25 protein-coding genes are annotated in these 24,611 nt (G+C 61.8%); 13 read left to right on the forward strand and 12 right to left on the reverse strand.

Going from position 1 to position 24,611, the window contains the following annotated elements; translation table 11 throughout:
* Positions 1-167: 167 nt before the first annotated feature.
* The 4 genes from ACQRD3_RS02970 to ACQRD3_RS02985 all read left to right on the forward strand — a co-directional run bounded on the left by ACQRD3_RS02970 (position 168) and on the right by ACQRD3_RS02985 (position 5,447).
* Positions 168-1,703 (forward strand): ABC transporter ATP-binding protein, encoded by a 1,536-nt coding sequence (locus ACQRD3_RS02970; protein WP_080908503.1) that lies wholly within the window; start codon positions 168-170, stop codon positions 1,701-1,703.
* Positions 1,700-2,848: an ABC transporter permease gene (locus tag ACQRD3_RS02975; protein ID WP_080908504.1), complete on the forward strand. Its 1,149-nt coding sequence runs from the start codon at positions 1,700-1,702 to the stop codon at positions 2,846-2,848. The genes ACQRD3_RS02970 and ACQRD3_RS02975 overlap by 4 nt, the downstream gene beginning before the upstream one ends.
* Before the next feature lie 5 nt (positions 2,849-2,853).
* Positions 2,854-3,813 (forward strand): ABC transporter permease, encoded by a 960-nt coding sequence (locus ACQRD3_RS02980; protein WP_143476746.1) that lies wholly within the window; start codon positions 2,854-2,856, stop codon positions 3,811-3,813.
* Between the two features lie 182 nt (positions 3,814-3,995).
* Positions 3,996-5,447, forward strand: a complete 1,452-nt coding sequence (locus tag ACQRD3_RS02985; RefSeq protein WP_080908506.1) for a stalk domain-containing protein — start codon at positions 3,996-3,998, stop codon at positions 5,445-5,447.
* 101 nt (positions 5,448-5,548) lie between these two features.
* On the opposite strand, the gene guaB is transcribed toward ACQRD3_RS02985, so the two are convergent.
* From guaB to ACQRD3_RS03005, 4 genes are read right to left on the reverse strand one after another with little or no spacing between them, the layout of a single operon-like run.
* The gene (gene guaB / locus ACQRD3_RS02990; RefSeq protein ID WP_080908507.1) at positions 5,549-7,024 is read right to left on the reverse strand and encodes an IMP dehydrogenase; all 1,476 of its coding nucleotides are present in this window, start codon (positions 7,022-7,024) and stop codon (positions 5,549-5,551) included.
* A gap of 49 nt (positions 7,025-7,073) precedes the next feature.
* The gene (locus ACQRD3_RS02995; RefSeq protein WP_080908508.1) at positions 7,074-7,811 is read right to left on the reverse strand and encodes an acyl-ACP thioesterase domain-containing protein; all 738 of its coding nucleotides are present in this window, start codon (positions 7,809-7,811) and stop codon (positions 7,074-7,076) included.
* A complete protein-coding gene (locus tag ACQRD3_RS03000; RefSeq protein WP_427779751.1) occupies positions 7,811-8,428 on the reverse strand; it encodes a hypothetical protein in 618 nt (205 codons plus the stop codon). The genes ACQRD3_RS02995 and ACQRD3_RS03000 overlap by 1 nt, the downstream gene beginning before the upstream one ends.
* 33 nt (positions 8,429-8,461) lie before the next feature.
* Positions 8,462-8,953, reverse strand: coding sequence for an N-acetyltransferase (locus tag ACQRD3_RS03005; RefSeq protein ID WP_080908509.1), 492 nt, complete (start codon positions 8,951-8,953; stop codon positions 8,462-8,464).
* A gap of 157 nt (positions 8,954-9,110) precedes the next feature.
* Here ACQRD3_RS03005 and spoVAD point away from each other — a divergent pair, with 157 nt between their 5' ends.
* Both spoVAD and spoVAE read left to right on the forward strand, forming a co-directional pair.
* Positions 9,111-10,124, forward strand: coding sequence for a stage V sporulation protein AD (gene spoVAD, locus ACQRD3_RS03010; RefSeq protein WP_080908510.1), 1,014 nt, complete (start codon positions 9,111-9,113; stop codon positions 10,122-10,124).
* Between the two features lie 15 nt (positions 10,125-10,139).
* Positions 10,140-10,508: a stage V sporulation protein AE gene (gene spoVAE / locus ACQRD3_RS03015; protein WP_080908511.1), complete on the forward strand. Its 369-nt coding sequence runs from the start codon at positions 10,140-10,142 to the stop codon at positions 10,506-10,508.
* Here spoVAE and ACQRD3_RS03020 read toward each other — a convergent pair.
* On the reverse strand, positions 10,466-11,020 hold the full coding sequence (locus ACQRD3_RS03020) for a ferritin-like domain-containing protein (protein ID WP_158083007.1): 555 nt from the start codon (positions 11,018-11,020) through the stop codon (positions 10,466-10,468). The genes spoVAE and ACQRD3_RS03020 overlap by 43 nt on opposite strands.
* A gap of 157 nt (positions 11,021-11,177) precedes the next feature.
* Between ACQRD3_RS03020 and trhA the strand changes: the two genes are divergently transcribed.
* Complete coding sequence (trhA, locus tag ACQRD3_RS03025) at positions 11,178-11,924, forward strand: PAQR family membrane homeostasis protein TrhA (RefSeq protein WP_427779755.1); 747 nt, start codon at positions 11,178-11,180, stop codon at positions 11,922-11,924.
* Between the two features lie 87 nt (positions 11,925-12,011).
* Here trhA and ACQRD3_RS03030 read toward each other — a convergent pair whose 3' ends face one another.
* From ACQRD3_RS03030 to ACQRD3_RS03050, 5 genes are all read right to left on the reverse strand, one after another.
* A complete protein-coding gene (locus tag ACQRD3_RS03030) occupies positions 12,012-12,494 on the reverse strand; it encodes a hypothetical protein (protein WP_427779757.1) in 483 nt (160 codons plus the stop codon).
* A gap of 79 nt (positions 12,495-12,573) precedes the next feature.
* A complete protein-coding gene (locus ACQRD3_RS03035) occupies positions 12,574-12,939 on the reverse strand; it encodes a type II toxin-antitoxin system PemK/MazF family toxin (protein WP_080908514.1) in 366 nt (121 codons plus the stop codon).
* 198 nt (positions 12,940-13,137) lie between these two features.
* Positions 13,138-14,268 (reverse strand): alanine racemase, encoded by a 1,131-nt coding sequence (alr, locus tag ACQRD3_RS03040; protein ID WP_080908515.1) that lies wholly within the window; start codon positions 14,266-14,268, stop codon positions 13,138-13,140.
* Between the two features lie 52 nt (positions 14,269-14,320).
* Positions 14,321-14,923, reverse strand: coding sequence for a hypothetical protein (locus tag ACQRD3_RS03045; RefSeq protein ID WP_427779760.1), 603 nt, complete (start codon positions 14,921-14,923; stop codon positions 14,321-14,323).
* A 12-nt stretch (positions 14,924-14,935) separates the two neighbouring features.
* The gene (locus tag ACQRD3_RS03050; RefSeq protein ID WP_427779762.1) at positions 14,936-16,462 is read right to left on the reverse strand and encodes an NAD(P)H-hydrate dehydratase; all 1,527 of its coding nucleotides are present in this window, start codon (positions 16,460-16,462) and stop codon (positions 14,936-14,938) included.
* A 421-nt stretch (positions 16,463-16,883) separates the two neighbouring features.
* Between ACQRD3_RS03050 and ACQRD3_RS03055 the strand changes: the two genes are divergently transcribed.
* The 5 genes from ACQRD3_RS03055 (at position 16,884) to ACQRD3_RS03075 (ending at position 21,722) form a co-directional block, all read left to right on the forward strand.
* Complete coding sequence (locus ACQRD3_RS03055; RefSeq protein WP_080908518.1) at positions 16,884-17,909, forward strand: phenylalanine--tRNA ligase subunit alpha; 1,026 nt, start codon at positions 16,884-16,886, stop codon at positions 17,907-17,909.
* Between the two features lie 18 nt (positions 17,910-17,927).
* Positions 17,928-20,327: a phenylalanine--tRNA ligase subunit beta gene (gene pheT, locus ACQRD3_RS03060; RefSeq protein WP_427779764.1), complete on the forward strand. Its 2,400-nt coding sequence runs from the start codon at positions 17,928-17,930 to the stop codon at positions 20,325-20,327.
* Between the two features lie 114 nt (positions 20,328-20,441).
* Positions 20,442-20,693, forward strand: a complete 252-nt coding sequence (locus tag ACQRD3_RS03065; RefSeq protein ID WP_080908520.1) for an IreB family regulatory phosphoprotein — start codon at positions 20,442-20,444, stop codon at positions 20,691-20,693.
* A 62-nt stretch (positions 20,694-20,755) separates the two neighbouring features.
* The gene (locus ACQRD3_RS03070; RefSeq protein WP_080908521.1) at positions 20,756-21,514 is read left to right on the forward strand and encodes a TraX family protein; all 759 of its coding nucleotides are present in this window, start codon (positions 20,756-20,758) and stop codon (positions 21,512-21,514) included.
* Between the two features lie 55 nt (positions 21,515-21,569).
* The gene (locus ACQRD3_RS03075; protein ID WP_158083008.1) at positions 21,570-21,722 is read left to right on the forward strand and encodes a hypothetical protein; all 153 of its coding nucleotides are present in this window, start codon (positions 21,570-21,572) and stop codon (positions 21,720-21,722) included.
* Positions 21,723-21,789: 67 nt separating this feature from the next.
* Here the strand turns inward: ACQRD3_RS03075 and ACQRD3_RS03080 are convergent, their stop codons facing one another.
* Positions 21,790-22,719 (reverse strand): lysophospholipase, encoded by a 930-nt coding sequence (locus ACQRD3_RS03080; protein ID WP_427779767.1) that lies wholly within the window; start codon positions 22,717-22,719, stop codon positions 21,790-21,792.
* A 113-nt stretch (positions 22,720-22,832) separates the two neighbouring features.
* On the opposite strand from ACQRD3_RS03080, the gene pepT reads away from it, so the two are divergent.
* A complete protein-coding gene (gene pepT / locus ACQRD3_RS03085) occupies positions 22,833-24,053 on the forward strand; it encodes a peptidase T (RefSeq protein WP_427779769.1) in 1,221 nt (406 codons plus the stop codon).
* Between the two features lie 66 nt (positions 24,054-24,119).
* Here the strand turns inward: pepT and ACQRD3_RS03090 are convergent, their stop codons facing one another.
* A complete protein-coding gene (locus ACQRD3_RS03090; RefSeq protein WP_427779771.1) occupies positions 24,120-24,602 on the reverse strand; it encodes a methylated-DNA--[protein]-cysteine S-methyltransferase in 483 nt (160 codons plus the stop codon).
* Between the last annotated feature and the right edge of the window lie 9 nt (positions 24,603-24,611).

Genomic DNA, 24,611 nt, shown 5'->3' on the forward strand with positions numbered 1-24,611 from the left:
CCAGCGCTTCCCGGTCAAGGATGGCGGGACGCTCCGTTCGTATTTAACCATACCCTCGGAGCGCCCCGCTTCTTTCCCATGAAGCGGGGAAAAGGGTCCTCGGGCCCTTGAGAAATGCATCGATCCCCGGTACATTTCTCAAAGGACCGAGAAAAGGAGGCTGTAAGATGGCAAATGATGAATACATCGTGGAAATGCGCCACATCACCAAGCGCTTTCCCGGCATTGTCGCCAACAACGACATCTCCCTGGGGATCAAAAAGGGGGAGATCTTCGCTCTGCTGGGCGAGAACGGCGCCGGAAAATCTACGCTTATGAGTATGCTCTTCGGCATGTATGAACCGGACGAGGGTGAGATCTACATCCGGGGCAAGCGGGAACATATCTCCTCCCCCAACCATGCCACCCGGCTTAACATCGGCATGGTCCACCAGCACTTCAAGCTGGTGAGCAACTACACCATCGCTGAAAACATCATCCTGGGCATTGAGCCCAGGCGTCTGGCCGGCATCTTCCCCGTGGTGGACATCAAGGGCACCAACGAAAAGGTGGCCGCCCTGTCCAGGCAATACGGCCTGGAGGTGAACCCCGCCGCCAAGATCGAGGATGTGAACGTCTCCACCCAGCAGCGGGTGGAGATTTTGAAGATGCTCTACCGGGAGGCCGAGATCCTCATCTTCGACGAACCCACCGCCGTCCTCACCCCCCAGGAGATCGACTTCCTGCTCCAAATCATCCGGGGCCTGCGGGACCAGGGCAAGACCATCATCCTCATCACCCACAAGCTCGAAGAGATCAAGCAGGTGGCCGACCGGTGCGCCATTCTGAACCGAGGCAAACTCATCGACGTGCTGGACGTGGCCGCTACCTCCACTCAGACCATGGCCAACCTGATGGTTGGCCGGGAGGTGGATTTCACCGTAGACAAGTCTCCCGCCCGGCCCGGCGGGGAAATTTTGAAGGTGGAACACCTCACCGTCAAAAACGCCGACGGCTTTCCGGTGGTCAAGGATGTATCCTTTACCATCCACGCCGGTGAGATCTTTGCCATCGCCGGTGTCTCCGGCAACGGCCAGACGGAGATCGCCGACGCGGTGGCGGGCATGATCCCGGCCGCCGAGGGGAGCATCACACTGGATGGGACTGATATCACCCGTTCCTCCGTCCGGGCCCGGACCGACCTGGGCCTCTCCTACATCCCGGAGGACCGCCAGTCGGTGGGCCTGGTGCTGGATTTCTCCCTGGCGGACAATCTGGCGCTTAAAACTTATTACAAGCCCCCGTTCTCGGAAAAGGGCATTCTGAATCACGCCGCCTTCGACTCTTACGGGGAAAAGCTCATTCAGGAATACGACGTTCGCAGCGGACAGGGCATCCACACCGTCACCCGCTCCATGTCCGGCGGCAACCAGCAGAAGGCTATCATCGCCCGGGAGATCGAACGGGACTCCAAGCTGATGATCTTCGTCCAACCCACCCGAGGCCTGGACATCGGCGCCATTGAGAACATCCACCGCCAGATCCTGGCCGAGCGGGACAAGGGCCGGGCCGTTCTGCTCATCTCCCTGGAGCTGGACGAGATCATGGGTCTGGCCGACACCATCGGCGTCATCTTCTCCGGCGAGATACTGAAGATCGCGCCCGCCGACACCATGACCACCAACGAAGTGGGTCAGTATATGATGGGGGTGAAGCAGGCATGAAACGGCAGAATTGGTTCCTGACCCTCATGGGCGACAGCAAACGCCAGAAATTCACCATTCCCATTCTGGCCATTCTTCTCAGCCTTCTGGCAGGCGCGGTGGTTTACCTGATTCTGGGCAAAAACCCCATCACCGCCTATCTCAGCTATCTCCAGGGCTCCGGACTGGTCCCCAAGGGCAACTACGCCGCCAAAAAGAGTATGCTCACCGACCTGATGAGCCTGCTGAACGCCTGGACTCCCATGCTTTTCGCCTCCCTGTCGGTGGCGGTGGCCATGCGCTCCGGCCTCTTCAACATCGGCGTGTCCGGACAGATGATGATCGCCGGACTGATTGCCACCGCCACGGTAGGTTACTCCTCCCTCCCCGCCCCTGTTGCCAAGCCGCTGGTGGTGCTGATCAGCGCTCTGGTGGGCGCGGCGGTGGCCGCCCTGATCGGATTCCTGAAATATAAGTGGAACATCAATGAAGTGGTCTCCGCCATCATGATCAACTACATGGTCCGTTACTTCGTGAGCTTCTGCATCAAGCGGTACATGGCAGACCCCGTATCCCGGCAGTCCAGGGCCATCAGCTCCGCCGCCCGGCTCTCCCTCATGGACACCGAGATCGGCGGGTTGAAGATGGACATTCCTCTGGGCATCATTCTGGCCGTCATTGCCGTGTTTTTGGTGCGCTTCCTCTTTGACAGGATGGAGCTGGGCTTCGAGTTCCGCACCATCGGGGCCAACCCACTGGCCGCCCGGTACGCGGGCATCAACGTGGGCCGGAACCTCATTGTCACCATGGCGCTCTCCGGGGTGCTGGCCGGTCTGGCGGGGGCCACCTATTTCCTGGGCTACTACGGCTCCATCCAGCCCGACACTCTCATCGCCACGGGCTTTGACGCCATTGCCGTCTCCATTCTGGGCAACTCCAGCCCCATCGGGATCCTGCTGTCCTCCTTCCTCATCACCGTCATCGACAAGGGGAGCACCTACATGAGCTCCACCGTAGGTGTCCGGCAGGAGATCGGCTCCCTCATCACCGGCCTCATCCTGCTCTTTGCCGCCTGCGGCGCCTTCTTCAGCTACCTCATCGCCCGCAGCCGTCAGAAGGCCGCCGACGCGGAAGCTAAAACGGCGGGAAAGGAGGAGCGTGTATGAACACCATCAACACACTCATCATCGACGGGCTCTCTTTTGCTCTGCCCCTCTTCATTATGGCCATTGGGGGCATCTATTCCGAGCGCAGCGGCGTCACCAACCTGGCCATCGAGGGCCTTCAGGGCTTCGGGGCCTTTGTGGGTGCCCTTGCCGCCACTCTGCTCTCCGGCTTCTTCGCCGCCAGCAGCCAGGTTCCCATGTTCCTGGCCATGCTCTTTGCGATGCTGGGCGGCATGGTCTACTCCATGCTTCACGCCGTGCTCTGCGTGAAGTTCAAGGCCGACCAGGTGATCTCCGGCGTGGTCATCAACATTCTGGCCATGGCCCTGACCACCTTCCTCACCAGCCAGCTCAACGCCTCGGTATTCGGCGCGCCCTCCAACAAGTTCGTGCTGGGCACCTCGGTGCGCTTCTCCGTCCCGGGCCTGTCCTCCATTCCCGTAGTGGGAGCCTTCTTCTCCAACATCTACCCCTTTGAACTGGTCATCATTGCCGCGGCGCTGATCGCCTGGTACTTCCTCTACAAAACTCCCTTCGGAATGCATCTGCGGGCCTGTGGAGACAACCCCCACGCCGTGGATGCCGCCGGCGTTGAGGTGGGCCGGGTGCGCTTTGCCGCCGTCATGGTCTCCGGCGCCCTCTCCGGCCTGGGCGGCATCTGCTTCGCCTACTCCATCTCCGCCCAGTTCTCTCCCTCCATCTATATGGGCTACGGTTATCTGGCCATCGCCGCCCTCATCTTCGGCAACTGGCAAATTGGTCCCACCCTCTGGGCCTGCCTCATCTTCGGCTTCGCCCGCTCCGCCGGTTTCGCCCTCACCCAGGCTCTGGGCCTGGCCGCCGCCTTCTCCGACCTCTTTATGACCCTGCCCTACATCATCACCCTGCTCCTGCTTATTTTCTTCTCCAAGAGCAACCGCGCCCCCCGGGCCCTGGGTGAGATCTACGACAAGGGCAAACGGTAACTTTCTCTCGAGAGAGTAAGTTCCAAAGAGAGCTTCCTAAACGCGTTCTCTGAGGGGCACAGGACTTTCAGAGAGAGCTTTCATAAAAACAGCGCGCTTGGAACATTCTCCCCTCCCCTGTTCGTTCTTCACGAAGGCGTGATAGCGATACATCTGTCTGAAAAAGGAAAGGAGTCAATCGCATGAACAAGAAGAATTCCCGTATTCTCAGCGCCTCTCTCGCCGCCGCCATGACCGCCGCTCTGGTGATCCCGGCCGCCGCCGACCTGGTCAAGAAGGACCTGGCCGTGGATGCCGGCCTCTCCGTCTATGTGGACGGCAAGCTCACCACCCCCACCGACGTCAACGGCAAGGGTGTGGATGTCTTTGCCGCAGACGGCACCACCTACCTCCCTGTCCGCGCCATGTCCAACGCCCTGGGGGCACAAATTTCCTATGACGCCGACGGCTACAAGGTCTATGTGGACACCGCCAAAACAGACGACAAGGCCGCCGACTACCTTAAGACCTACTTCGGCATTGCACCCATGACCGGCACCGTCACCACCGCCGCCTTCAACGCCGCTCTGGCCAAGATCTCTGAAGGCGTGAAGGTGGAGGACGCCAACCTCACCGTGGGTGCCGCCGTCAAGGCCGCTGTGGAGGCCGCCGGACTCAAGGAGCTGGCGCTGGTCTACTCTGCCGAGAAGTCCGCCGCCGCCACCGCCGGCTGCTCCAAGATCCAGGACGCCTATCTCCCCTATGTTGCCTGCGCGCTGGACACCTCCCTGGCCTCCGGCACCTGGAAGTTCGACGCCAAGCTGGACGGCGACACCGCCACCCAGCTCCTCATGAACGCCGTGAACATTGCCGGAAAGGGCCGCAACTACCTGGGCAATGCCAGCGACCCCGACATCTATCAGAAGCTCCAGTCCACCTGGGCCACCTTCGGCAACTTTGACGATGCTACCCTCTCCCAGCTGGGCGCGGATCTGGTCATCGCCGGAGCCTCCACCGGCTACAATCTGAAGTACGACGGCTACAACGCCAACTTCCTGCCCGAGTACACCCTCCAGTACGGTCACAGCGACATCACTCACGCTGTGCAGCTCATCGGCCTCCTGAACGGCGAGGGGATCGACGCCAAGGTGGCTCTGGAGCCCAAGACCTCCATCTACGAGTACATGCTGGAGTGGGGCGATCCTGCCAACCTGACCATGACCCCGACCTATGAGGTCAAGGCCATCGAGGGCGGCCGTTATCTCTGCTACGCCACCGAGTACGACATGAAGCTGGAATTCGACACCGTGGCCGACAAGGAAGCCTTTGACGGCATCATTGCCCAGTACGCCAAGAAGTGGGACACCAACACCGACGGCGACGGCAACCCCACCGTGGCCCTGCTGGCTGGCGCTTGGTGGCAGCCGTTGTACACCTCCACTGTCCCCATGAAGGACACCGAGAACTTCACCCTTATCAAGGACAATGTGGTCCGCAACGGCGCTTACACCATCCATCCCTTCTCCACCGTGGACGGCACTGCCGCCATTGCCAAGGTGGTCAAGGAGAAGGCCCCCAACCTGAGCGTGGATTTGACCGACCTGTATGTCAACAAGGCGTTCTATAACTACCTCACCGGCGCAGATCACCAGTAATCAAGCCGAAAAAGGGCTCGGACACCTCTGTGTCCGAGCCTCTTTTGTTCTTGAGCCGCAGAAAAGCGGACCGCACCGATCCGGTGCGGTCCGCTTTATTTTTACTGGGGATTGAGCGTGTAGTTGGGCGCTTCCTTGGTGATATAAATATCGTGGGGATGGGACTCCTTGAGACCGGCGGCGGTGATCTGCATGAACTGTGCCTTCTCCTGGAGCTCCTGGATCGTGGCGCAGCCGCAGTAGCCCATACCGGCCCGCAGGCCGCCCATCATCTGATAGATGGTATCGGAGGCAGAGCCCTTGTAGGGGACGCGGCCCTCCACGCCCTCCGGGACCAGCTTCTTGTTGTTCTCCTGGAAGTAACGGTCCTTGGAGCCCTTGGCCATCGCGCCCAGAGAGCCCATACCGCGGTAGACCTTGAACTGACGGCCCTGATAGACCTCGGTGTCTCCGGGGGACTCCTCACAGCCGGCCAGCAGGGAGCCCAGCATGACCACGTCGCCGCCGGCGGCAATGGCCTTGGCGATGTCGCCGGAGTATTTCACGCCGCCGTCGGCAATGATGGGCACACCGTACTCCCGGGCTACACAGGCGGCATCATAGACGGCGGTGATCTGCGGCACGCCGATGCCTGCCACCACGCGGGTGGTGCAGATGGAGCCGGGGCCGATGCCCACCTTCACACAGTCCGCACCAGCCTCGATGAGGGCTCTGGTGGCAGCGGCGGTGGCAACGTTGCCCGCAATGAGCTGGGCGTTGGGATAGAGCGCCTTGATACGCTTGACGCACTCGATGATGTTGTGGCTGTGGCCGTGGGCGGAATCCAGCACCAGCACGTCGGCTCCCGCGTCCATGAGGGCCGCCACCCGGTCCAGCACATCGCTGGTCACGCCGATGGCCGCACCCACCAGAAGCCGCCCCTTTTCGTCCCGGGCGGAGTTGGGATAGACCTGAGCCTTCTCGATGTCCTTGATGGTGATGAGGCCCTTGAGCCGGAATTCCTCATCCACCAGCGGCAGCTTCTCAATCTTGTGCTTGCGGAGGATCTCCTTGGCCTCTTCCAGCGTAATGCCTTCCTTGGCAGTCACCAGATGCTCCTTGGTCATGACGTTGTCGATGAGCTGGGTCATATCCACCTCAAACTTCATGTCCCGGTTGGTAATGATACCGATGAGACGGCCGTTGTCGCAGATGGGCACGCCGGAGATGCGGTACTTGGCCATCAGCTCGTCGGCCTCGGCCAGAGTGTGGCCGGGGGCCAGCCAGAAGGGATTGGTGATCACGCCGTTCTCACTGCGCTTGACCATGTCCACCTGTTCGGCCTGGGCGCCGATGGACATATTTTTGTGGATGATGCCGATGCCGCCCTCCCGGGCGATGGCAATGGCCATCCGGGACTCGGTCACGGTGTCCATGGCCGAACTCATCAGCGGAATGTTGAGGACGATCTTCTTTGTCAGGTGCGTGTGCAGATCGATATCCGCGGGAAGCACATCGCTCTCAGCGGGGATGAGCAGTACGTCGTCAAAGGTCAGCCCCTTCTTGAGAAACTTCTGCGCGGCATCCGTGTTGACCATATCGCATCTCCTTTTCTCTGTGAAAATTTTATCTATTTTAATCTTCTTATCACAAGTTGTCAAGAGTTAAAGCGGCATCGAACCGCTCTTTTCCCTCTTTTCCCCGTCCGGCCGCATACCAGAGGGGACCGTCCCGGCCGATCCGCAGCTCCACGTTCTCCCCCGCCAGGCATTCCGCCAGGTAACAGACCTGAAGGGATGAGACAAACTTCCCCTCCCCCAGCCGCTCCAGTTCCAGGGCGTCGCAGGCAAAATCGGCGTATCTTACGTTGTTTACATGGCCGTTGATGTCGGTGTCGGAATAGCGCATCCGTCGCTTCTCCGCCAGTGTCAGCCCCTCCGGCACCCGCAGCTTATGAAGGGTATCCTTCCGGCACAGAGAGCCGCCCGTGGTCCCCTCGAACTCCGACACATCGGCCAGCCGGAAGAGCTTATGGGTGTCCAGATCGGCCAGCACCCAGGCCGACAGGGCCTGTCCCACCAGCTCCCCGTCCACTGAGAGGTCAAACTCCCGATACATCATGGCGGCCCGGCCGCCCCGGTGCCAGGTCTTGACCGTCAGCGGCTCGTCCCAGCCCAGAGGGCGCTTGAGCACATAGCGGATCCGGGCCAGCATCCAGAAGGCGTGGTAACGCGCCACGACTTCATCCCGGGAGACCCCGATGGCCACAGCCGCTTGGGTGGCCGCCTCCTGCAGGTGGCCCAGCAGGGCCGACGGGCGGCAGTGACCGAACAGATCCAGATCCCGGGAGTCTATCCGATAGACGTCCTCGTAAAAGACATCCATCAGTGCTCCTCCTTCCCGCCGATGCGGAGGGTGTAGCGGCAGCAGAGCTCCTCCAGATCATCGTCCGTGGCGGCGGGGATGCGGAGCTTCGCGCCGCACTCGGCACAGATCAGTTCCACCGCACTGTAACGCACCTTCACTTGATAACGCTTGGAACCGCAGGTACAGGAGATCCCGCCCCGGGCGGCGATATCTTTCAGCTCTCCCATCACCTCGGTCATCACCGCCTCATTGAGGAAAGCGGACTCCCCTTCCTCCCCCGGCTTCTCCCCGTACTGTGCCGCAGCCTCCTCCAAGCGCCTGAGCGCCCGAAACACCGGTCCTTCCTCTCCCACGTAACAGCAGTCAAGCCCGTTCGCCTTACAGGAAAAGGCCAGTGCCTTCTCGTGGAGGAAGGCGTGGGCGGAACAGCGGATGTGATGATCCTCTCCACAGTAGAGGCAGGGGACCGTCAGGTCAGCATGGTCGGCCTCCATCTCCACCAAAAGCGCGGAACCGCCGCAGGGACAGGGGAGTCTGCTGGGAGCCGCCGCCAGCTGGAACACAGTGCGTTCCACCGCCACGCTCTGCCTGCATTTGGGGCAGAGATAAGCGATCGTGCGTTTGGGTTCTTCCATAGTATCGTTCTCCATCTCCTTTTGTATCCCGGATCAGGCTTCCCGCGCCGGAAGCTGGTAGGCGATCCGGGGGCTTCCGTCGGCCACATGGATAATGCCGCAGCGGACGAATCCATGCTTTTCCAACAAGTGCTGCATGGTGTGGTTGTCGTGGTGGGTATCCGCCCGGATATTGGGGATGATCCCTTGGCAAAAGGTCAGGCACCGGGAAAACAACCCCCGCGCCGTGCCGTCTCCCGCCAGGCGGTGGATGGTGCCGTAGGCGTCCCCATTGAGCCAGCGTCCGTTTTCGATGACGGCGTAGGTGGGGTCGTCTCCGATGATAAAGGCAAACGCCCCGTGGACGCTCCCCTCCTCTTCCAAAACATAGAGCCGCCCAGCCTGAATATCGGCTTCCAAAAGCGTCCGGCGCGGGTAACCGTCTCCCCACTGGTTGGGGTTGCCGCTTTGGGCCATATACCGCCGGGCGGCGGCGTAAACCGCCAGCAAAGCGTCCAGGTCCCCTGTACGGGCCTTTCGTATCACATGGATCCCCTCTTTTGTTTCTATTTCCCAATGATTTTAGTTTAACACACCACGACGGAAGTGTAAACGTCGCAGGCGACGAAAAATAAAGGCTCTCCCGGTTATTTTCCGCCCATTCCGCTCAAACTAACACCACTTCTATGGGGAGGTTGATCCTATGCCGACAAAAAAACTGGGCAGCCAGACGGTGGCGCTGGCCGAGCCGCCCGCTATCATCGGCCACGCCAACGTGGTTGGAAAAAAAGAGGGGGACGGCCCGCTGGCGGACAGCTTTGATCACATCGAGCAGGACGACACCTTCGGAGAGAAGTCCTGGGAGAAGGCTGAGACCGCCATGCAGAAGCTGGCTTTGGCCAAAGCGCTGGACAAGGCCGGACAGGCGGCCTCCAATCTGGACTATCTGTTCGCCGGGGATCTTCTGAACCAGTGCATCGGCTCCGGCTTTGCCGCCCGGGGACAGGACATCCCCTTCTTCGGCCTGTACGGTGCCTGCTCCACCATGGGGGAGAGCCTGTCTCTGGCGGCAATGGTCATCGACGGGGGCTTCGCCCAGTTTGCCGGAGCGGTGACCTCGTCCCATTTCTGTACCGCCGAACGCCAGTACCGCACCCCGCTGGAGTACGGCGGGCAGCGGACCCCCAACGCCCAGTGGACGGTGACCGCCTCCGGGGCGGTGATTCTGGCCAAGGAGGGCCCCGGCCCCTACGTCACCCACATCACGACCGGGAAGGTGGTGGACAAGGGGGTCAAGGACGCCAACAACATGGGGGCCGCCATGGCTCCTGCGGCCTATGCCACCCTCTCCGCCCACTTTCAGGACACCGGGCGAAAGCCCTCCTTCTATGACCTCATCGTCACCGGCGATCTGGGGAAGCTGGGCAAGGAGATCGTGCTGGACTTCTTCCACCGGGACGGGCTGGAGCTTACCAACTACGACGACTGCGGCACCATGATCTTTGATTTGAAAAAACAGGACGTTCACTGCGGCGGTTCCGGCTGCGGCTGCTCTGCGGCCGTGCTCACCGGGTATCTGCTCAACGGGATGCGCGCCGGGCGCTGGAACCACATTCTATTCTGCCCCACCGGCGCGCTCCTCTCCCCCACCTCCTCGCAGCAGGGGGAATCCATCCCCTCCATCTGCCACGCCGTGGCCCTCTCCAACAGCAAATAGAAAGGAAGAAACATGATGGATATTTTCTGGGAATACGCCAGGGCCTTTTTGTGCGGCGGCGTGCTGTGCCTCATCGGACAGATCCTCATTGACAAGACCTCCCTCACCCCCGCCCGCATTCTGGTGCTCTATGTGGTCTCCGGCGTGGTCCTGGGCGGGCTGGGCCTCTACAAGTATGTGGTGGAATTCGGCGGCGCCGGAGCCACCGTCCCTCTGACCGGCTTCGGCTACCTCCTGGCCAAGGGGGTACAGAAAGCGGTGGAGGAACACGGGCTGCTGGGCGCCCTCACCGGCGGCATCACGGCGGCGGCGGGCGGCATCACAGCCGCCATCTTCTTCGGCTACCTGGTGGCGCTCGTCTTTAAATCCAGGCCAAAATCCTGACAATAGCTCTGATAGAGCCCGGTGAGAACCCGCACGTGGACCTCCTCGTCGGCAATGATCCGGCGCAGGTTGGCCGCTACGTTCTCATCCCCGATCCACCGCAGCTGCTGCTGGTACTTGCGAATACAGCCACGCTCTTCTTCCACCGCGTATCGGAGCGTCTGATCCAGCCGCCTGGGATAGTTGAGGTATTCCGGAGACCAATACCGCCGCCTGCCCTGAAAGGGGCTCCAGAGCCTGGGGTCCTCCCCCATCTGGCGGGCGAGCTGGGCAAAGATGGTCAGGTGGCGCATCTCCACCTCGGCGATGCCGCGGAAACACTCCGCCACCTCCGGTCTGGCCCCGCCCGTAAACTGCCCGTAAAGATACAGCCCCACAGCGCTCATTTCCGAAACACCGCCCCCCACATTGGAGAGGATGGCCAAAGCGCAGCGCCGGTCCCGGCCCGACGCCCGTACCTCCGGATATGCTTCCTCAGCTGTATATCGTGTCTCACAGGGGATCTCTTCCATGTTCCGCCCTCCTTGCTTCACGTCTCTGCCGTAACCTATGCCCATCCCCCGTTGTCCCATGTTAATATAATTTTAAAAACTACATTATAAAATTATGTTGATTATCTATTCCGGTTGCGGTATAATATCCCTATCAAGAAAGGATCAGGTGAGCAATATGGAATATCCCAATGCGATCTCATACCGGCCCGGCAGCAGCGCCAGCCGTGTTTCTTTTCTCCGTTCCCGTGGAGAGCAGGGGCGGAATCCCTATGACGGGCTGCGGCCCTGGTCGGCCATCACCCACGGGGTGGGTGCCGCGCTGGCTATCTGGGGCACCATACTTTTGCTGCTGCGGGCTTTTCTGCTGAATTTGGACCCTTGGCACACGGTCTCCTTTGCCATCTACGGTCTTTCCATGGTCGGCCTTTACACCGCCAGCACCCTTTACCATTGTGTGAACGCCGGCGTTTCAGGGCGTATTGCCCTCCGGAAATACGACCACTGCTCCATCAGCCTGCTCATTGCGGGCAGCTACACCCCTATCTGCCTCACTGTCCTGCGCTCCCAGGGAGCCTGGGGCTGGGGAATTTTTGCGGCCATCTGGATCATGGCGATCGGCTCGTGCTGCCTGTCCCTGCTTTGGATCAATGCACCCAGATGGCTCACTTCGGGTGTCTATCTGGTAATGGGCTGGCTGGCGGTCTTTGCCCTCTATCCTCTCTCCCGGGCCATGCCTGCCGCCGGGATGTTCTGGCTGATCCTGGGCGGTGTGGTGTACTCCGTGGGCGGGATCCTCTACGCAGCGAAGTGGCCCGGCCGAAACAACCCCCGGTTCGGCTGCCATGAGATCTTCCACATGTTTATTCTGGGCGGGAGCGTCTGCCACTTCTTTCTTATGTATCAGGTACTCTGCTTTGCATGAGCGCTTTGATCGAATAAAAATCGCCGTCCCACACAATGGGACGGCGATTTTTCAAATAAACTCTTTTTCAATAATGGGGGCTGGACATCACTTCAGCGAATAACTCCCCTGAACCAGGACGGTGGAAGCCGCCGAGGCCGTGACCGACTGTCCGTCCCCCGTGGCCAGATAAAGATGATTGGCGGTCAGAGCACCGGCGCCGCTCAGAGTGGTCCCGTCGGTGGTGTCCGCCAAAGCGGCCGTACTGGCAGCCGCGCCGCTGCGGAAGAGAAGCTGCGCTCCGGCGGAGAGAGTCAAAGTCTTTCCGGCGGACAACTCCACGGCAGCAAAGGAAGCCTGACTGTTCCCCGCCGCACTCTGGAGCTTTTGGGTCAGTTCACTCTCCCGGGCATCCAGTTTCTGATCCACCTGCTTGAGCAGGCCCGGGAGAGCCACCTCGTTGAGATAGCTGAGGGTGACCAGGGGATCCGACTGGCTGCCCTGGGTCCCGGCGGCCAAAGCTACGCCTGCGATGGTGCCCACCACCAAAATCGTGCAGGCCAGACGGCTTGTCCACTTGCTCGGCTTCATAGAGCTCCTCCTATGTACAAAAAATTGCGGTGTGGCGGGGCGGGCGCGCTGTCCACGCGTCCTTTCCCCTGCCACGCACTCATACCAACTGCCTGGGCCGCAGGCCAAAGCTCACGGCAATGGCCCCGTCCACCTTCTGCATCTGTTCCTCATCCAACCGGCCCATATACTCTCTCAGCCTCTTTTTGTCCAAAGTTCGGATCTGCTCCAGTAGAATCACCGAGTCCTTGGGCAGGCCGTAAGTGTTGGCCGAAAGCTCGATGTGGGTCGGGAGACGGGCTTTCCCGGTCTGGGAGGTGATGGCCGCGGCGATCACGGTGGGGCTGTGCCGGTTGCCGGTATCGTTCTGAATAATCAGGACCGGCCGCACACCGCCCTGTTCGCTGCCCACCACCGGGCTCAGGTCGGCGTAAAAAATATCTCCTCGTCTGACGCTGCTGTCCACAAAGGCTCACTCTCCGCGGTTCAAAGTTACCGGGTGGAACAGCGGCAAAGGCCTCTGTTCACCGGCCACTATGATTTTCCCACGGCGCGGCGGGATTTATACCCTTCTTTCCACGATTCTCACAGAAGTGGCTTCCCCCGCCGCCTGGCCGGCTCCATGCTCCCCGGTCCATTTTACGCGGACAGAACGGAAAAGGTGTCAGTGGAGATACACTCTTGGCACCCGCTGGTTGATGTGGCACAACAGCTCATATTGGATCGTTCCAGCCAGACGGGCAGCATCCTCAATGGGCACGTCCGGACCGTAAATCACCGCCGTATCCCCTGGCCGGACCTGAGGCAGATCGGTGACGTCGGCCATGCACATGTCCATGCAGACGCGGCCCACCAGTCTGGTCCGCTGCCCGCCGATGGAGACCTCCAGCGCGTCGGAACAACACCGGGACAGCCCGTCGGCATAGCCGATGGACAGAGCCGCCAGCCGGGTCTCCCGGTCCAGGATATGCGTGCGCCCATAGCTCACCGGCGTCCCGGCCGGCACCGTCTTGACCGACACCACCCGAGTCTTGAGTGAGAGCACCGGCAACAGACCCGGGCCGTCCAGCCCCTCGCAGGAGGGGTCGGGATAGTGACCGTAGAGGGCGATGCCGGGCCGGACCATATCCAGATAAGTACAAGGATAGTTTAACACGGCGGCGCTGGCGGCGCAATGGCGAATTGGAAATTCCACCCCCCGGGCCTTCAGCCGGTCCAGCAGATCCAAAAACCGGCTGAACTGGAGCATAGTATACTCCTCGCTGCCGTCGGCGTCGGCAAAGTGGGTATAGATCCCCTCCCAGTCCAGTCCGGGCAGGGCGTGGAGCCGGACCACGGTCTCCACGGTGTCCTCAAAATGGCTCTCATCGCATAGAAAGCCCAGCCGGGACATTCCGGTGTCCGCCTTCATGTGGACGGTGAGGCTCTTGCCCAGCCGCACCGCCGCCCCGGACAGGGCCTGAGCGGTCTCCGGGTCAAAGACCGTCTGCGTGAGATGGTAGCCCATGAGCTCCCCCGTCCATGCCGGATCGGTGTGGCCCAGAATGAGGATGGGGGCGCGGACCCCGGCGTGGCGAAGCTCGATGGCCTCATCCAGGCAGGCCACCGCCAGATAGTCCGCCCCCAGCTTCTCCAGCCGAAGGGCCACCGGCACAGCCCCGTGTCCGTAGGCGTCTGCCTTCACCACGCCCAAATACCGACACCCTGCGGGCAGCATGGCCCGCAGGGTACAGTAATTGTGCTCCAGATTTTTCAGATCGATCTCCGCCCAGGTGCGGCGTTCTTCCGTGTTCATCGTATCACGCTTTCTGTTTGATCTTCCAGTCTCAAAAAATGGTGTATCCCACTCAAGCGGGCCCTGTCAGGGTGAAATTTACCGCCTCGCAGGTGACCACAGTGAATCCATCGCTGCTGATCTCCCCCCGCAGGAGGGCCCCGGTATCCGGCTGAAACCAAAGCTGTGTCTCCACCCCGCTTCCCGGTTCCTCCTCCGGGTCCCGGCTGGTGACGTGGAGCCGCTGCGCTCCGTCCCAGTCCTCCAGCGCACATTCGGCCAGAAATCCCTCCCGGGCACAGGTGAGCAGCGCAGGAACGGCATCCACCGGCGTCAGCCCCGCCCCGTCCAGTTCCCCGGTCTCCACCATGACCCCGTCATACTCCAGCACAGTCTCACCGTTGGCGATCCGGGCAACCGTGCCCGCCACATTTTCCGGCGCGGTGAGGGTGAGGCAGGTCTCCCCTTCCTTCTCCCAGGTCAGATTCACGCCGTAAACGTACACCCGCTGTCCGTAGTCAGCGGTAAGTTCCAGATGTCCCGCGCAGGCGGTCATCTCCAGATAGCGGCTCCGAACCTCCAGAGCCAGGGCCTCCGCCTCGTTCCCGCCCCCACCGCCGCAGGCAGCCAAAGGAAGGACGAGGGTCATCATCAGTGCGCAAAGACCTCTGCGCACGTTGAACCCTCCTTAAAAACGTTTGGTGGTCAATGGAATTTTCCGAATCAGGTCGGATGGACTCATACCGTACTCTCCGAACTCCTCCGCCGCCAGATCCCCCGCCTGACCATGGAGACACACCGCCGCGGGCACTGCCTGACGGATGGTGAGCCCCTGGGCCATCAGGGAGACGATCATCCCCGCCAGGATGTCCCCTGAACCGCCCTTGGCCATGCCCGGATTACCGGTGGTGTTGATGTAGGTCCTTCCGTCGGGGAAGGCGGTAATGGTGCGGTGGCCCTTGAGCACCAGCACGCAGCCGTGCTCGGCAGCGAACGACCGGGCCGCGCCCAGCCGGTCCCCGCCGGACAGGTCCCCGCCCAGCCGGACAAACTCCCCGTCGTGGGGGGTGAGCACCGTGGCAAGTCCCTGCCTGGCGTCCAGCACATCTATATGCCCCATCAGCGCATTTATGCCGTCGGCGTCCAGTACCACCGGCCGCTCCGTGTGGGCCAGGATATAGCGGACGACTGCCCCCGCCCCGTTGGTTCGGCTGAGACCGGGGCCGATCAGGGCCACATCGCTGGCGGCGATCCGGCTGAGGGCCTGCTCTGTGGAATCCAGCGCCAGCGCACCGTCTTTTCCGGCAGGCAGCGGGTAAGGCATGGCCACGTCCAGCTTCTGTGCCACCACAGGCCAGATGGGGGCCGGGACCTCCAGCGTCACAAGACCCGCTCCGGTGCGCACCGCAGCCTTCGCAGCCAGGACGGGCGCCCCCGAATAGCCCACGCTGCCGCCCAGGATACACACCCGGCCGAAGCTGCCCTTGTGGGCGTCCCTCGCCCGGTGAGGCAGCCGGATATCCTCCGGAACGGTGGACCATGTGTCCCACTCAAGCGCATCCAGCATGGACTGGGGAACGCCGATCTGTGCCACGGTCAAAGAGCCGGTGCAGATCTGCCCCTTGCCCACAAAGTGGCCTGCCTGGGGGCAGGTAAAGGTCACGGTGGCGTCGGCCTGGACGGCCACTCCCAGGATGCGGCCGGTGTCAGCCTCCACGCCGCTGGGAATGTCGGCGGAGAGCACCGGGATGTCGGCGGAATTCATCATATGGATGGCGGTGGCAAAGTCCTCCGTCACAGGCCGGGTCAGCCCGGTCCCCAGCAGCGCGTCCAGTAACACCCCCGCCTCCAGAGCCCAGGCTGCGAAGCTGGGGTCGGCATCGGAAAAGGGCTCCAGGCGAAGCCCCTCCTCCGCCAAACGGGACTCCATGGCCCGGCAGTCCGGGGTCATCCGGTCCCGGTCCCCCACCAGAACGGCCCGAACTTCCACGCCGGACCGGCGGAGCAGCCTGGCAGCGGCAACGCCGTCTCCTCCATTGTTTCCGGGACCGCAGAACACAACGGCTCTGGGGACGCTCTGCCGCTCCAAATACTCCATAGCCCTCTCGGCCAGAGCCTCAGCGGCGTGCTCCATCAGTTCCAGAGAGGAGATCCCCCCGGTCTCGATGGCCTGCCGGTCCAAATCCCTCATCCGCGCGGCGGTAGCGATGCGCATGGCGGATATCTCCTTTCCTTCGACAAAAGTCGTGACCCATATTATAACGCTTGCGGAAACAAACCGCAAGCCGGGAAAGGTCGTTTTCACAGGTTTGGGAAAACAGGACTTGCTTTTTTTCTTCCAATGTGATATAAAAGGCTTTGTATAAACGCGAGGAAGGGGAAAATAGCGCCCCGCCGCCAGTCAGAGAAGGCCGCCCATCGGCTGAGAGGGGCCTATGGCGCAAGCGCTTGGTTCGCCCCGGAGCGGCCGTGGAGACACGGACGGCGGCAGGCCGTTAGCTCCTGCATGAGTGTGCACGGTTTCGTGTAAACGCGGGTGGTACCGCGGAAGGTTTGCCTTTCGTCCCGATCCAGGGAGGGAAGGCTTTTTTATTGCCTTTTTTCTGCGAAAAACGCCGCAAAGGAGAACGATCACAATGAAGGAAACACTGGAACGTATCCGCCGGGAGGCTCTGGAAGCCCTGGAGCAGACCGGCGCCGCTCAGGACCTGGACGCCCTGCGGGTCAAGTACCTGGGCAAGAAGGGCGAGCTCACCGCCGTCCTCAAGCAGATGGGCCGTCTCTCCGCCGAGGAGCGCCCCGCCATGGGACAGCTGGCCAACGAGGTGCGCGCCGCGGTGGAGACCGCCCTGGAATCCCGGGCCAGAAAGCTGGAAGCCGCCGCGCTGGAGGCCAAGCTCCGGCTGGAGGCCGTGGATGTGACCATTCCCGGCGAGGAGCCCGTCCTGGGCCACAAGCACCCTATGTATATCGCCCTGGATGAGATCAAGGACATCTTCGTGGGCATGGGCTTCACGGTGCTGGACGGCACCGAGGTGGAGCTGGCCGAGTACAACTTCGACAAGCTCAACGCCGAGGAGGGCCACCCTTCCCGGGACTGGTCCGACACCTTCTACTTCGACACGGACAGCCGGGTGATGCTGCGCAGCCAGACCTCTCCCATGCAGGTCCACGCCATGGAGACCATGGAGCTGCCCATCCGTATCCTGGCCCCCGGCCGGGTCTACCGCAAGGACGAGGTGGACGCCACCCACTCCCCCATGTTCCACCAGGTGGAGGGCATGGCCATCGACAAGGGAATCACCATGGCCGACCTCAAGGGCACCCTGAACGCCGTCATGGAGCAGCTTTTCGGCAAGGGCACCGTCACCCGCTTCCGCCCCCACCACTTCCCCTTTACCGAGCCCTCCTGCGAGATGGATGTGCAGTGTCACAAGTGCGGCGGCGCGGGCTGTCCCACCTGCAAGGGCGAGGGCTGGATCGAGGTACTGGGCGCGGGCATGATCCATCCCCACGTGCTGGAGATGGCCGGCATCGACCCCGAGGTATACAGCGGCTGGGCCTTCGGCATGGGGCTGGAGCGGCTGGCCATGCGCCGGTTCAAGATCGCCGACCTGCGGCTCATCTTTGAAAACGACACCCGGTTCCTGGAACAGTTTTGAGAAAGGAGGCCACACGATATGAATCTCTCCCGTGAATGGCTCAATGAATTTGTGAAAGTGGATGCCTCCGACAAGGAATTTGACGAGGCCATGACCCTCTCCGGCTCCAAGGTGGAAGTCACCCAGGTCCCCGGCGAGGAGATCAAAAACGTAGTGGTGGGCCGTGTGCTCTCTCTGGTCCGCCACCCCAACTCCGACCATATGTGGATCTGTCAGGTCGACGTGGGGGATGCCGAGCCGGTGCAGATCGTCACCGGCGCCCAGAACCTCCACGAGGGCGACCTGGTCCCCGTGGCCAAGGACAACTCCTGGCTCCCCGGCGGCGTTCACATCACCCGGGGCAATCTCCGGGGGGAGAAGTCCAAGGGGATGATGTGCTCCTACAAGGAGCTGGGCATGACCGACCACGACTGGCCCTTCAGCGTGGTGGACGGCATTTTCCTGCTGGAATCCGACCCCGATCTGAAAGCCATGGGCCTGAAGCCCGGAGACGACATCCGCGCCCCGCTGGGTCTGGACGACCATGTCGTCGAATTTGAGATCACCCCCAACCGCCCAGACTGCCTGTCCGTCATCGGTCTGGCCCGGGAGGCGGCAGCCACCTTCGGCGGAACGCTGACCCTTCACGAGCCAGTGGTCAAGGGCGGCGGCCCGGGCAGCCTCCCTGAGTTGCTGGACGTGGAGACCCCCGATCCCGAACTGTGCCCCCGCTATTCCGCCCGGATGGTCCGCAACGTGAAGATCGCCCCCTCCCCTCTCTGGATGCGGCGGCGGCTGCGCTCCATGGGCGTGCGCCCCATCAACAACATCGTGGACATCACCAACTATGTCATGCTGGAGTACGGCCAGCCCATGCACGCCTTCGACTATCGCTATGTCAAGGGCGGCAAGATCATCGTCCGCCGGGCCAAGGAGGGAGAGGAGCTCACCACCCTGGACGGCGCTGTCCGGAAGCTGAACGCCAATCACCTGGTCATCGCCGACGAGCACCGGGCCGTGGGCCTGGCGGGCATCATGGGCGGCGAGAACAGCGAGATCGCGGCCGACACCACCGACGTGGTCTTTGAATCCGCCAACTTTGACGGAACCTGCATCCGCAAGGGCGCTCTGGCCCTTGGCATGCGCACAGAGGCCAGCGCCAAGTTTGAAAAGGGGCTCGACCCCATGAACACCCTCCCCGCCGTCAACCGCGCCTGCGAGCTGGTGGAGCTGCTGGGGGCCGGCGAGGTGGTGGACGGCGCCATCGACCTGCTCAACCATGTCCCCCATCCCACCGTTCTCAAGCTGGAGCCTGAGAAGATCAACGCCCTGCTGGGCACCGACGTCCCCCGGGCGGAGATGGTCTCCATTCTGGAGAAGCTGGACTTCCGGGTCGACGGCGACGACGTCACCGTCCCCTCCTACCGGAGCGATGTCAAGCGCATGGCCGACCTGGCCGAGGAAATAGCCCGGTACCACGGCTACAACAACATCCCCGTCACTCTCATGAAGGGACAGACCACCCAGGGCGGCTACTCCCCCGCCCAACAGGCCGAGCGGGCGCTGGGCGAGACCTGCCGTGCCCTGGGCTTTGACGAGATCATCACCTACTCCTTCATCAGCCCCACCTACTACGACAAGATCCGCTGGGCTTCCGACGATCCCCGCCGCAAGTCCCTGAAGATCTGCAACCCTCTGGGCGAGGACACTTCCATCATGCGCACCTCGGTCCTCCCCTCCATGCTGGAAATTCTCACCCGGAACTACAACTTCCGCAACAAGTCCGCCCGCCTCTATGAGCTGGGCCGCATCTATCTGGCGCGGCCCGACGGCATGGCCGACGAGCCCAAGATCCTCTCCCTGGGCGCTTACGGCAGTGAGATGGACTTCTTCACTCTGAAGGGAGATATCCAGGCCATCCTGCGCCGGTTCCGGGTGCAGAACGTCTCCTTCCGCCCGGTGATTGACAATCCCTCCTATCACCCCGGCCGCTGCGCCCAGGTACTGGCGGGTGAGACCGTTTTGGGCGTCCTCGGACAGATCCACCCTTTGGCGGCTCAAAACTACGGCGTGGACGCTCCTCTCTACTGCGCCGAGCTGAGCTTTGACGCTCTCTTCGCCGCCCGGGGCACGGACGCCGAGTACAAGCCTCTGCCCAAGTTCCCCGCCGTCACCCGGGACATTGCCGTGGTCTGTGATGAAGCCGTCACCGTTGGGGCCCTGGAAGCCTGCATCCGCAAGGGGGCCAAGGGCCTGCTCAAGGATGCCGCCCTTTTCGACATCTACCGGGGCAAGGGCGTGGCCGAGGGAAAGAAGAGCGTCGCCTTCAATCTGATCCTCCGCGCCGACGACCGCAGCCTCACCGCCGAGGAGGCCGACGCCGACGTCAAGAGCATTCTGCAGACTCTGGAGCGGGAGCTAAACGCCGTCCTGCGCTGAGTCCCCACAGGATGCTGTCAAGATGAAGGTTTTATAAATTTTCCCGTTAGCCCTTTACAGATGGCCTTTTTTCGAGTACAATTCAAGCATGAGACCGACGGGAGGTGTGCCCACATGGACGAGCTTGATTTTACCAGAAAGTTTAACATCCGCTATGAGAAAGACCAGGAGATCAAGACCATTTTGACCTCTGTCTACGACTCTCTCAAGCAAAAAGGATATGACCCCATCAATCAGATCGTGGGATACATCCTCTCAGAGGATCCCACTTATATCACCAACTATAACAATGCCCGCGCCCTCATCCGCAAGCTGGATCGGGACGAGCTGCTCCAGGAACTGGTCAAACAGTATCTCTCCGAGTAAGAACAGACACCTTGAATGGCGCGCTCCTCCGGGGGCGCGCCATTTTTGAAAGCAGGTGACCCATGGACGCTACCAAACTGAAATATCTGGCCGCCCTCTCCATGCTGCTGGACCACATCGGGGCCGTTTTTCTGCCCAGCGGCTCAGCCCTCTATCTGGCGCTGCGTCTGGCCGGCCGGCTGGCCTTCCCGGTCTTTGCCTGGTTCCTGGCCGAGGGCTGCCGCAAAAGCGGTAACCGAAAGAACTACCTGCTCCGTCTGGGTCTGTTCGCCCTGGTCAGCGAGGGGCCCTACCTGCTGGTCTTCCATGCGGGAGGCGGACGGGCTTCGGTGCTGGTGACTTTTTTCCTGGCGGCGGGGGCCATGCTGCTCTTCGAGCGGCTGCGTCCCAGCCTACCGCTTCCCACCGCCCTGCTCCCTCTGCTGGGTGCCCTGGTGCTGGCCGGGCTTCTGGGGTCGGACTACGGCTTCCCGGGGGTCCTGCTTGTGGCCGGGCTCTATCTTCTGGGGGAAGAACGGCAGAAAAAGCTTCTCTTTTTGGGACTGTGGTGTGGGGGCTTCTATCTGCTTTGGCAGCCGGCAGCCGGCCTTCTGGCCTGGCTCCCCGCCGGGCTTTGGACGCCCCGGTTCAGAGAACTCGTGACGGGCTATCTTCTGCGGAACCTTCTGCCTCAGTTGGGATACGCGCTGGCCGCCGGGCTGTCCCTCCCGCTGCTGGCCCGGTACAGCGGTGCCCGGGGTGCAGGTCACCGCTGGTTCTTCTACTGGTTTTACCCTCTGCATCTGCTGATCCTCTTTCTACTCTCCCGGATTTTTTTCTAGGAGAGGTATCTTTTCCCTCCTCCTCCGGCATACTGGAGGAAGAGGTGAAGTAAATATGTCATCGGTATCTCCTTCCATCCGCGCCAAATTCGACTCCATGCCGCCGGAGCTCCAGCAGGCCGTTTTGGCTCTGGACGTCAAGCTGGAGACCATGGGCGACCTGATGTCCTGCCTGGAACGCATCATCGCCCAGGACGAAAAGAAATAGCTTTCAACCCCCCAAAAAGATCCCCGGCGGCAGACCGTATTTCTGCCGCCGGGGGATCTTTTTTTCATCAGTGCCGATGCTCTTCCAGCCAGTCCAGCATGTCCTGCCAGACCTCCAGACGATTGGTCTCGTTGAGGATCTCATGTCTGGCTCCCGGGTAGAGCTTGCAGCGCACGTCCTCACACCCCGCCGCCTGAAAGAGCTGGAAAACCTTCTGCACACCCTTCCCCTCTCCCCCCACCGGATCGGCGTCCCCGGAAAAAAGAGCCACCGGAGTGCTCCGGTCCATCTTGGCGGCGTTTTTTGGGGCCCCAATGTAGGCGATGCCCTCCATCATGGCGTGGAACATCCCCACCGTGGGCACAAAGCGGCACAGCTTGTCGGCGACATAGGCGTCCACCACCTCGGTGTCCCGGCTGATCCAGTCCGCCGAGGTCCGGTTGGGCTTGAATCTCCCGTTATAGGCCCCCAGGGAGAGGGCGGTGATGAGACGGCTGACGTGTCCCGGCCCCTGGATGCGGCACAGCACCCCGGACAGGAGCCGCCCGAAGGCCACCAGTACCGCCGGCTCCTGCCCCGTTCCGGAGAGGATGCAGCCATCCACTGTGCCCGGGTAATCAATGAGATAGGTCCTGGCCTGGAAGGACCCCATGGAGTGCCCCAGCAAAAAATAAGGCATTCCGGGATACCTCTCCCCGGTCAGCTCCCGCATCCGCCGTACGTCCCGGTTCACCGTATGCCAGCCGTCCCGCTCCGGAAAATAGCCGTACTCCCCCTCCCCCGCCGTCCTGCCGTGGCCCAGATGGTCATGTCCAACCACGGCGTAGCCCCGGGCGTTCAAGAAGGCGGCAAAGGAGGCGTAGCGCTCTGCATACTCTGAAATGCCGTGAACGATCTGCACCACCGCTCCGGTCTCTCCGTCGGCAGGCCAGAGGACCGCATGGACAGTGTGGACCCCATCTGCGGACGGAAACGTAAAATCCTGTTGTTTTCCCATGGAAATCTCACCCCGAATATGCTATACTGATATATTATCAGTTTATCGGCAAACTGCTCTGCCGTCAAGTGAAAAACAGCGCCGGATCCACCGGCGGAAGGGAAGTCTGAACCTTGAATGTAATAGAACGTTTTTTTAAGTATGTCTCTTTTGATACCCAATCAGACGAAAACTCCAAGACCTGCCCCACCACTGCCAAGCAGAAGCTGCTGGGTGCGGAACTGGCTGCCGAGCTCTCTCAGATGGGCCTCCAGAACGCCCACATGGACGCAGACGGATATGTCTACGCCTGGCTCCCCGCGACCCCCGGCTGCGAGGGGGTTCCCTGCATGGGGCTCATCGCCCATATGGACACCGCGCCCGCCTTTCCCGGGGTCAATGTCAAGCCCAGGCTTGTGGAGTACCGGGGAGGCGATGTGATCCTGGACGCAGAAAAGGATATCCGGATCCGCGCCGATGAGGACGAGGCGCTGCCCCGTTATGTGGGACAGCATCTCATCGTCACGGATGGCTCCACCCTCCTGGGTGCCGACGACAAGGCCGGCGTGGCCGAGATCTTCACCGCCCTGGAGCACTTGGCCGCCCATCCCGAACTCAAACACGGCCGCATCGCCGTGGGCATCACACCCGATGAGGAGGTGGGACGGGGCGCCGACCGTTTCGATGTGGCGGGCTTCGGTGCCGCGGTGGCCTACACCGTGGACGGCGGCGAGCTGGGCGAGCTGGAATATGAAAATTTCAACGCCGCAGGGGCCACTGTCACGATCCATGGCCTGAACATTCATCCCGGCTCCGCCAAAAACCGGATGAAGAATTCGCTGCTCCTGGGCCTGGAATTCGCCGGGATGCTTCCTGCGGCCGAGACCCCCGCCCACACGGACGGCTACGAGGGCTTCTACCATCTTCAGCACATGGAAGGCGACGAAACCACCACCGTGCTGGATTACATCGTTCGAGACCATGACAAAGCAAAATTTGAAGCCCGCAAGGAGACGATGAAGCGGATCACCGCCTATCTCAACGCCAAGTACGGCGAGGACACGGTGGTGCTGGAGCTTCGGGATCAGTACTACAACATGAAGGCCCAGATCGAGCCCCACATGTACCTCATCCATCGGGCCAAGGCCGCCTTCCGCAAGGCTGGAGTAGAGCCCCGGGAAGTCCCCATCCGCGGCGGTACGGACGGCGCACGCCTCTCTTATGAGGGGCTCCCCTGCCCCAATCTCTCCACCGGCGGACTCAATTTCCACGGCCGTCAGGAGTACATCCCCGCCGAATCTCTGGAGAAAATGGTGGAAGTGCTGCTCAACCTGGTCCAGGCCGAGGAGCGCTGATCCAAGCGTCTTTCCCCTGCATGAAGTGTCAAAAAAGCTCCGCCGGAAAATTCCGGCGGAGCTTTTTCAGGCTAAAATGCCTTCCAGCTTCAAAAGTGCCTCTTTGCGCCAGAGCCCGCCGGCGTAACCGGTGAGAGCCCCGTCCGCCCCCACCACCCGGTGGCAGGGGATCAGGATAGAGATGGGGTTGCGTCCCACCGCGCCCCCCACGGCCTGGGCGGACATGGGACGGTCGAACCGGGCAGCCAGAGCACCGTAGGTGACGGTATGCCCGTAGGGGATCTCCTGCAGCAGGGCCCACACCGCCTCCTGAAAAGCACTCCCGGACGGAGCAGCGGGCGGAATGGGGCCGGGATCCTTCCCACAGAAGTAGTCCTCCATCCACCGCTCCAGTTTCTGAAAGACAGGCAGCCCGGCCCGGGACACGATTTCGCCGGGAGGCGGCAGCTTCTTTTTCTGCCCCTTGAACCAAAGCCCGGTAAGGAATGTGCCGTCGCTCACTGCAAGGAGGTCTCCCAGCGGGGAGGAGCAGTCCATGCTGTACCACATGTGCGGCCG

It is taken from the genome of Candidatus Pseudoscillospira sp. SGI.172, assembly GCF_050313575.1.
Classification (GTDB): domain Bacteria; phylum Bacillota; class Clostridia; order Oscillospirales; family Oscillospiraceae; genus Vermiculatibacterium.

Excerpts from the sequence above, each read along its gene's own strand:
- ACQRD3_RS02970 (WP_080908503.1), top strand. The coding sequence starts at position 168 with ATGGCAAATGATGAATACATCGTGGAAATGCGCCACATCACCAAGCGC.
- ACQRD3_RS02975 (WP_080908504.1), top strand. The coding sequence starts at position 1,700 with ATGAAACGGCAGAATTGGTTCCTGACCCTCATGGGCGACAGCAAACGC.
- ACQRD3_RS02985 (WP_080908506.1), top strand. The coding sequence starts at position 3,996 with ATGAACAAGAAGAATTCCCGTATTCTCAGCGCCTCTCTCGCCGCCGCC.
- guaB (WP_080908507.1), bottom strand. The coding sequence starts at position 7,024 with ATGGTCAACACGGATGCCGCGCAGAAGTTTCTCAAGAAGGGGCTGACC.
- ACQRD3_RS02995 (WP_080908508.1), bottom strand. The coding sequence starts at position 7,811 with ATGGATGTCTTTTACGAGGACGTCTATCGGATAGACTCCCGGGATCTG.
- ACQRD3_RS03000 (WP_427779751.1), bottom strand. The coding sequence starts at position 8,428 with ATGGAAGAACCCAAACGCACGATCGCTTATCTCTGCCCCAAATGCAGG.
- spoVAD (WP_080908510.1), top strand. The coding sequence starts at position 9,111 with ATGCCGACAAAAAAACTGGGCAGCCAGACGGTGGCGCTGGCCGAGCCG.
- spoVAE (WP_080908511.1), top strand. The coding sequence starts at position 10,140 with ATGGATATTTTCTGGGAATACGCCAGGGCCTTTTTGTGCGGCGGCGTG.
- ACQRD3_RS03020 (WP_158083007.1), bottom strand. The coding sequence starts at position 11,020 with ATGGAAGAGATCCCCTGTGAGACACGATATACAGCTGAGGAAGCATAT.
- trhA (WP_427779755.1), top strand. The coding sequence starts at position 11,178 with ATGGAATATCCCAATGCGATCTCATACCGGCCCGGCAGCAGCGCCAGC.
- ACQRD3_RS03030 (WP_427779757.1), bottom strand. The coding sequence starts at position 12,494 with ATGAAGCCGAGCAAGTGGACAAGCCGTCTGGCCTGCACGATTTTGGTG.
- alr (WP_080908515.1), bottom strand. The coding sequence starts at position 14,268 with ATGAACACGGAAGAACGCCGCACCTGGGCGGAGATCGATCTGAAAAAT.
- ACQRD3_RS03050 (WP_427779762.1), bottom strand. The coding sequence starts at position 16,462 with ATGCGCATCGCTACCGCCGCGCGGATGAGGGATTTGGACCGGCAGGCC.
- ACQRD3_RS03055 (WP_080908518.1), top strand. The coding sequence starts at position 16,884 with ATGAAGGAAACACTGGAACGTATCCGCCGGGAGGCTCTGGAAGCCCTG.
- pheT (WP_427779764.1), top strand. The coding sequence starts at position 17,928 with ATGAATCTCTCCCGTGAATGGCTCAATGAATTTGTGAAAGTGGATGCC.
- ACQRD3_RS03065 (WP_080908520.1), top strand. The coding sequence starts at position 20,442 with ATGGACGAGCTTGATTTTACCAGAAAGTTTAACATCCGCTATGAGAAA.
- ACQRD3_RS03070 (WP_080908521.1), top strand. The coding sequence starts at position 20,756 with ATGGACGCTACCAAACTGAAATATCTGGCCGCCCTCTCCATGCTGCTG.
- ACQRD3_RS03075 (WP_158083008.1), top strand. The coding sequence starts at position 21,570 with ATGTCATCGGTATCTCCTTCCATCCGCGCCAAATTCGACTCCATGCCG.
- ACQRD3_RS03080 (WP_427779767.1), bottom strand. The coding sequence starts at position 22,719 with ATGGGAAAACAACAGGATTTTACGTTTCCGTCCGCAGATGGGGTCCAC.
- ACQRD3_RS03090 (WP_427779771.1), bottom strand. The coding sequence starts at position 24,602 with ATGTGGTACAGCATGGACTGCTCCTCCCCGCTGGGAGACCTCCTTGCA.